Here is a 7864-nt window from a genome sequence, read left to right as displayed (position 1 = left end):
CTGTCCAGTTTCTTAAATCTTTTGGGTAAGGGTTCTTACTGTTATTTCTTTTTAAAGCTAGCAAGGTCATATTTTTCTCATTTTTTAGTTCTTGGGCAATATGATTACCTATATATCCTTTGTCACTTAGAACAATAGGTTGATAGACATCTGATAATACTTCCCATAGAATAGCACAATCATCTACGTTGGCAGCTGTAATTTTAATTTCTGCAAGATAACCATCTAAAGTAACTGCAGCATGAAGCTTTAAACCGTAATAAGTCTCTTTTTTAGATGCACAGTAACCATAAGATGAAATATCTCTAAATCGTTTGCTAAAATGAGCTCTGACATATGATGTCCCTCTATTTTTGTAATGTAAGGGTAAGATATCATATAATTGGAGCTTATTTTACTTGTAAATTTAACTAGCACAACTCGTTACTTTATCAAGCTTTTTCATGCAAAAATAACCAAGTACCTATAATAAGTACTTGGTTATTTTAGGAAATCTCAGAAACAAATTCTTAACTTAATGACATTGGAATAGTTTTCGAATCCTTTTTATTTATTAGCATTAAACATGATTTTTTTCATAACGCCTATATAATAGAAAAGCGATAATAGCAAATAGTAAAGGGCCACCACCAGATAAAATAGTATTGAGATAATTACCTTGTGCAATGGCAGGTTCGATAATAGAAAATACATTAGCAAGACCAACAGCGAGTGTAACAATAATTGTTGCAAAAAGTGCAAAGCCATTACTCTTATAAACAACGAAAGGCCTACGAATAGAACGATTACGTTTAAAGAGTGGAAAAGCGATAGATAAGAACATATAAGGAATAGTCATAGCTACATTAGTCATAGTTACAAGCATATTAAAGAATTCAGAAGCATTATCACCACCAAAGGAAACAAGGAGTATGATGATTGAAACAATAAGACATTGTAAGTACATAGCATATACGGGCATATTGTTTTTTAAGGCTGTCCATTTTTTTGGCCATAATCCATTAGGTGTACCTTCAATAAGTTGTTTAAGTGGTGAATAGATTAGAGTAAAATAAGCACCTGTTAAAGCAAGGAACATAGCAAGCCCTGAAAGCCTAGCTAGTGCAGCACCTACATTTAGAGCAAACGCATTTGTAGCACCCAAAGCACGAGCTAATTCAAAACCTAAATTTTGCATAACAATATAAGTGACATTAGCTGTATTAACGTTGCTGCCAGCAAGAACACTATTCCAGTTAATAAATGTACCTATTACAAATATACCAAGAGAATAACCAATAGATATAATAATAGCAGCGATACTAACTCCTTTAGGGAAAGTCACTTCAGGCTTATTAGTTTGATCAACAAGCCCGCCGACAGCTTCAATACCACCATAGGCAAAAATAGCATAAGTAAAGAAAGACACCATAGAAAGAGGTGTTTGATAGCGTGGGTTTGGAGAGTGGGTTAAAGTACTTGCAAGGTCTACAATAGGTTGAGCAAATTGTCCTCTATTAAGGGCTAAAGTTATAAAACCGCCTAAAATTAGAACGATATTAAGCATTGATACAGCAGAACCGCCGACAGAGGTAACTTTTTTTATCCAATTGATACCTTTAGATGAAACAACAGTTACTAAAATGACCCATAGCACACCAAGTATACCTATGACCTGAGTAGCGTTTAGAAATCCAAAGCCAAGTTCACTTGTACGATCTACTCCAAAAATAGCATTAGATAGAGGAATCCATATACTTGAAGAAACACTCACTTGCCAAATAAGATAAGAAGCATACCACATAAAAGTACCAATGAAGGCATATTTAGGACCTACGGAACGTTCCATCCATGAATAAATGCCTCCCTTTTCTTCCTTAAAAGCTGTACCATACTCAGCCATCATAAAAGCGTAGGGAATAAAGAATGCAATAGCGCCAAGTACATACCAAGGAATTGCAGCATATCCCATTAAAAAGAAAGCTCTAGGTATATTAGCAAAACCATATACAGATGTAAAAATCATCAGCACTAATGAGGATAACGTAAGTTTTTTTGTTGTCTGATTTATCATAACAAACCTCCTAAAAAGAATCTCTAATTAGAATGTGCATTATGAGGGAAAAAATTCTTTTTTTAACTCAAAATATTGTTGACAAAAAATTAACTACAGGTTATTATTAATACATGAAACGGATAATAATTATTATTTAAAAAAAAATATTATCATGTAAAGTTGAGATTTACATTTAAAATATATATAAAGAATAAATGGAGGGTATAGATATGAAAAAATATGTATGTACAGTATGTGGTTATGTTTATGAAGGAGAACAAGCTCCAGAAGTTTGTCCAATCTGTAAAGCAGGTGCTGATAAATTCATGGAACAAACAGGTGAAAGAGTTTATGCTGATGAACATAGAATAGGTGTAGCACAAGGTGTAGATGAAAGAGTATTAGAAGGGCTTCGTCAAAACTTCGTAGGTGAATGTACAGAAGTAGGTATGTACCTTGCTATGAGTCGTCAAGCAGATAGAGAAGGATTTCCAGAAGTAGCAGAAGCATATAAAAGAATTGCTTTTGAAGAAGCAGAACATGCAGCTAAATTTGCTGAATTATTAGGTGAAGTAGTAGTTGCAGATACAGCTAAAAACCTTGAAATGCGTGTAGAAGCAGAACACGGTGCAACACAAGGTAAAAAAGATATTGCAACACTTGCAAAACAATTAGGATATGATGCAATTCATGATACAGTACATGAAATGTGTAAAGATGAAGCACGCCATGGTAAAGCTTTCGAAGGATTATTAAAAAGATATTTCGGTAAATAATAGAATATAAAAAGCGCATGTAGAAATTATTCTGCATGCGCTTTTTATATTCTATTATTGCATAAGGGAAGAAGTTGCTCAAAGAGGTGAATGTAACTCTAGGAGTAGTAATCAGTATAAGCCAATTAGTAATAATGCATTAAATAGTTGTATGTATTGTTTTGAATATTAAAAGTAACAAATATGAATATTGAGCAGATTTAATAAAAAAGTGAGAAAAATATTGTAACATATTTGGTATAAACACTATTTATTAACAGATTGTTCATAGAAAAGTAAAAGTATGTTTGTTTATTATGTGACTGATTCAAGTTATAATTAGAGATATTTTGGATAAAATATGATACAAAAATACACTACATTTGAAATGAGATAGGAGATATTATGACTACTATTAACACAAAACTTATCAATGCACAAGGTTTACACGCTAGACCAGCTACATTATTCTGCAAAGAAGCAGGTCAATTCCAATCAGATATCAAACTTATCTGTGGAGATAAAGAAGGTAACGCAAAAAGTTTAATCGCTCTTTTAGCAATGGGTCTTACAGCTGGAGCTGAACTTCAAGTTGTTGCAGAAGGTGCTGATGAAGAAGCAGCTGCTAAACATATGGCAGATTTCATTGGTTCATTCCAAGAATAATTAATAGCAACTAGGAGGAATATCAGATGAAAAAAGGTATTGCAGCTTCTAAAGGCTATGCAATCGGTAATGTTTTCCTTTATGAAGAAAATGAAGTAATCATTACAGACGAAAAAGTAACTGATACAGCTGCTGAGCTTGCTAAGTTAGAAAAAGCAGTAAGCTTATGTAGAGAACAATTAGAAAAAATTAAAGAAAAAACAAGACAAAATGTCGGTGAGCATGAAGCAGCCGTATTTGAAGCACATATTCTTATTTTAGATGACCCAGAATTTGTGGGTTCTGTAGAAGCTGAAATTAAAAACAATAGCACAAATGCGATTAAAGCTGTAGATACAGTTTCTAAAAATCTTATTATGATTTTTGAATCAATCGATGATGCTTACTTAAGAGAACGTGCAGCAGACATCAAAGATGTTTCTAAACGTATGATCGCTAATCTTGCAGGTCAAACAGTAGGTTTAGAAATCGAAAAACAAAACACAATCGTTGTAGCACACGATTTAACACCTTCAGATACAGCACAACTTGACAAAACAAAAGTTAGAGGTTTCATTACTAATATTGGTGGTAGAACATCACACTCTGCTATCATGGCTAGAACACTTGAAATCCCAGCTGTAGTTGGTCTTGGTGACATTACAACAAGTGTAAAAAATGATGATTTAATCATCGTTGACGGTATCGAAGGATTTGCTATTATCAATCCAGATGAAGCAACTGTTGCCGAATACAAAACTAAAATTGAAGCTTTTGAAGCAGAAAAAGAAGAACTTAAAAAACTTCTTGATGTGAAAGTTGTAACTAAAGATGGAAAACACATTGAAGTATGTGGTAACATCGGAAAACCAAAAGATGCTGATCAAGTTCTCGAAAATGGTGGAGACGGTGTAGGTCTCTTCAGAACAGAGTTCTTATACATGGATAGAGATTCTGCTCCAACAGAAGAAGAACAATATGAAGCATACAAATATGTTTTAGAAACAATGAAAGATAAAAAGGTTGTTATTAGAACATTAGATATCGGTGGGGACAAAACTCTTCCTTACTTACCATTACCAGAAGAGATGAACCCATTCTTAGGATACAGAGCAATCAGATTATGTCTTGATCAAACAGATATCTTCAAAGTACAATTAAGAGCTCTTCTTAGAGCTTCTGTATACGGACAACTTGCTGTTATGTTTCCAATGATCTCAGGAATCGAGGAATTCAATAACGCTAAAGCAGTTGTAGAAGAATGCAAAAAAGAACTTGATGCAGAAGGTATTGCTTACTCAAATAATATTGAGTGGGGTATCATGATTGAGATTCCAGCAGCAGCAGTTATGGCTGATGAATTAGCTAAATACGTGGACTTCTTCTCAATCGGAACAAATGACCTTATTCAATACACATTAGCTGCAGATAGAATGAGTGAAAAAGTATCATACCTTTACAACCCAATGCATCCAGCTGTTTTAAGATTAATTAAAATGACTATTGACGGTGCACACAAACATGGTAAATGGGTTGGTATGTGTGGAGAAATGGCAGGAGATGAAGCTGCTATTCCAACACTTTTAGAATACGGTTTAGACGAATTCTCAATGAGTGCTACATCTATTTTAAATGCTAAAAAATCTTATTAAATCAATAAGATTTTATACAAAAAAGACATCATATTAGCAACTTGCTAGTATGATGTCTTTTTTGTGTATTAATTTATATTTTAGGCATAAGACAAATTTTATAATGCGTATGATAAAAGTAACCTATACAAAGTTAAATATCGGAAAAGTCTATATTTATTTACAATAGATACCCTGAGTGATATAGTGGATATATGTAAAAAAGAACGCAATATAACGAATTATATAAGAAGGGCACGGAATGCGAAAAGAAAGTGGTTAAGATGCATAATATTCATATTATTATTTTATAAAGGGGGATTTAAAGTATGGAAAATTGGATAGATAGTGCAGTATTTTATCATATTTACACATTAGGTTTTTGTGGTGCACCTAAAGAAAATAATGAAGAAGTTGTTAGCCGAATAACTAAAGTTATAGATTGGATTCCACATTTTAAGGATTTAGGTGTTAATGCTATTTATTTTGGGCCATTATTTGAATCTACAAGTCATGGGTATGATACAATTGACTATACAAAAATAGATAAGAGATTAGGAAAAAATGAAGATTTTAAAGCTGTATGTAAAGCCCTTCATGAAGCGGGTATTAAAGTTGTATTAGATGGTGTATTTAATCATGTGGGTAGAGATTTTATAGGATTTAAAGATTTGCAAAAAAACAAATGGAACTCTAAGTATAAAGATTGGTTTCAAAATGTAAACTTTGACGGTAGAAGCCTTATGGGGATGAATTTTGGTATGAAGGTTGGGAAGGTCATTTTAATCTTGTAAAATTAAATCTTAGAAATCCGAAAGTAGTAAATTATATATTTAGTGCTATAGAAGGATGGATTGAAGAATTCGAAATAGATGGGTTGAGGTTAGATGTAGCTTACTGTATGGATCAAGATTTTTTTAGAGGCCTTAGAAAATTTGTAGATAGCAAAAAAGAAGATTTTTGGCTTATGGGAGAAATGGTACATGGTGATTATAGACGATTAGTAGCACCAGATTTGTTAAATAGTAGTACCAATTATGAATGTTATAAGGGGATTTATTCAAGTCACAATGATAAGAATTACTTTGAAATAAATCATTCATTAAATCGCTTATTTGCTCAAGGTGGCCTATATCAAGGATTTAAATTATATAACTTTGTAGATAATCATGATGTAACACGTATAGGTAGTATACTAAAAAATAAAAATCATATTACAAATGTATATACAGTATTATTTACAATGCCAGGTATTCCTTCGATATACTATGGTAGTGAATGGATGATCGAAGGAGAAAAAAGTAGAGAATCTGATGATAATTTAAGACCAGCATTAGAAATAGAGGACTTTGCACAAAGGGATGATACTTTAATTCAACATATCAAGAAATTATCAGAGGCTAGGAGTCAGTTTAAGGCTTTAAGTTGTGGCGAGTACAAGCAGGTTATTGTAAAAAATGAGCAGCTTGTATATGCAAGAAGTTATGAGAATGAAAATGTATATGTTGTTTTAAATCTTGCAGATTATGAAGAAACACTTAGTTTTAGAATTGAAGTGGAGACAGTAGTAAAAGATTATTTAGATGATAAGAATGTTTATGAAGTACAAAATGGCGGTATAAGTGTCAATGTGCCAGCTTGTACAGGAATGATATTAGTGGCGAATAAAAAGGAAAAGCTAGAGAAACTAGAGAAAGAAGTATAATTATATTTGAAACAACAAAATGTCTATAATAGATAGTATAGTATAGTAGATTAAAAAGCTCCTAATTATTAGTTATAGGCTTTTAATATAGCTAATGATTAGGAGCTTTTTATTTAAAGGTGGGATAATAATGTTAAATTTAAATGAGAAGAAAGACGGACATATACATACACCATTTTGTCCACATGGTACTAAAGATTGTTTTGAACAATATGTGTATGAAGCAATAAAAAGAGGAAGAGAGGAAATGAGTTTTACAGAGCATTTTCCTATGCCGCGAGGTGTGACATCGGATGCTTATTACAATGAGTGCGTTATTAGAGAAGAACAAATAGAGGAATATGTTGAAGCTGTGAGAAAAATAAAAGAACAGTTTAAAGGACAAATTAAAATTAATGTAGGTTTTGAAATAGACTACATAGAAGGTAAGGAAAAAGAAATTAAAGCGCTATTAGAAAAGTATGGAGATGTTATTGAAGATAGCTTATTATCTATTCATTTTGTGAAATTAGGGGATAGGTATTATGCTATTGATGACTTAGATGAATTTGGTATGTTGTTAGATAAGGTAGGGAGCATAGAATGTGTATATGATTTGTATTATGAAACCTTATTAAAATCAGTACAATCAGATTTGGGAAGATATAAACCTAGAAGAATCGGACATCCTACTTTAGTAAGGATTTTTAATCAAAAGTATCCATGTGAGTACACAAATGATGGTCTTTTAGAGGAAATTGTACAGGCTATAAAGGAAAAAGATTACGAAGTGGATTATAATGTAGCAGGATTAAGAAAAAAATATTGTAAGGAGGTATATCCAACAGGAAAAATGCTAACTCTATTAGAGTATAATGATATACCTCTAGTCTATGGTACAGATGCACATCAAAGTGAAGAAATAAAAAGTTAAAATTAAAATAAAAAAATATCGACAAGTGTTGACATAGGTAAATGAATGGTATATTATTATACAAGTCGACAGGGCAAAAGCCTTTCGATGTGAAGGAAAACTTCGGTGACATAACAATATGAACTTTGAAAATAAAATAGTAATTATAAACCAGTCGATTCATTAAACTACTTTAAGTAG

General features: G+C 32.2%; 7 protein-coding genes and 1 pseudogene. 6 read left to right on the top strand and 2 right to left on the bottom strand.

Annotation, left to right across the window (positions count from 1 at the left end):
- Together JCM14822_RS21175 and yjeM are read right to left on the bottom strand one after the other, a co-directional pair.
- A pseudogene (locus JCM14822_RS21175) lies at positions 1-331 on the bottom strand (transposase); the annotation flags it as partial.
- Positions 332-559: 228 nt separating this feature from the next.
- Complete coding sequence (gene yjeM / locus JCM14822_RS17215) at positions 560-2053, bottom strand: glutamate/gamma-aminobutyrate family transporter YjeM (protein WP_054743730.1); 1494 nt, start codon at positions 2051-2053, stop codon at positions 560-562.
- Between the two features lie 212 nt (positions 2054-2265).
- Between yjeM and JCM14822_RS17210 the strand changes: the two genes are divergently transcribed.
- The 6 genes from JCM14822_RS17210 (at position 2266) to hisJ (ending at position 7684) form a co-directional block, all read left to right on the top strand.
- A complete protein-coding gene (locus JCM14822_RS17210) occupies positions 2266-2811 on the top strand; it encodes a ferritin family protein (RefSeq protein WP_054743728.1) in 546 nt (181 codons plus the stop codon).
- Between the two features lie 384 nt (positions 2812-3195).
- Positions 3196-3456, top strand: coding sequence for an HPr family phosphocarrier protein (locus JCM14822_RS17205; RefSeq protein WP_054743726.1), 261 nt, complete (start codon positions 3196-3198; stop codon positions 3454-3456).
- Positions 3457-3482: 26 nt separating this feature from the next.
- Complete coding sequence (gene ptsP, locus JCM14822_RS17200; protein WP_054743724.1) at positions 3483-5087, top strand: phosphoenolpyruvate--protein phosphotransferase; 1605 nt, start codon at positions 3483-3485, stop codon at positions 5085-5087.
- Between the two features lie 308 nt (positions 5088-5395).
- Complete coding sequence (locus tag JCM14822_RS23290; protein ID WP_306307377.1) at positions 5396-5860, top strand: alpha-amylase family glycosyl hydrolase; 465 nt, start codon at positions 5396-5398, stop codon at positions 5858-5860.
- A 35-nt stretch (positions 5861-5895) separates the two neighbouring features.
- On the top strand, positions 5896-6771 hold the full coding sequence (locus tag JCM14822_RS23285) for an alpha-amylase family glycosyl hydrolase (RefSeq protein WP_306307378.1): 876 nt from the start codon (positions 5896-5898) through the stop codon (positions 6769-6771).
- 130 nt (positions 6772-6901) lie between these two features.
- Complete coding sequence (hisJ, locus tag JCM14822_RS17190; RefSeq protein WP_054743722.1) at positions 6902-7684, top strand: histidinol-phosphatase HisJ; 783 nt, start codon at positions 6902-6904, stop codon at positions 7682-7684.
- Positions 7685-7864 lie beyond the last annotated feature (180 nt).

The sequence above is a fragment of the Cellulosilyticum ruminicola JCM 14822 genome (assembly GCF_001311925.1).
Classification (GTDB): domain Bacteria; phylum Bacillota; class Clostridia; order Lachnospirales; family Cellulosilyticaceae; genus Cellulosilyticum; species Cellulosilyticum ruminicola.
This window is presented reverse-complemented; position numbering and strand designations above follow the sequence as displayed.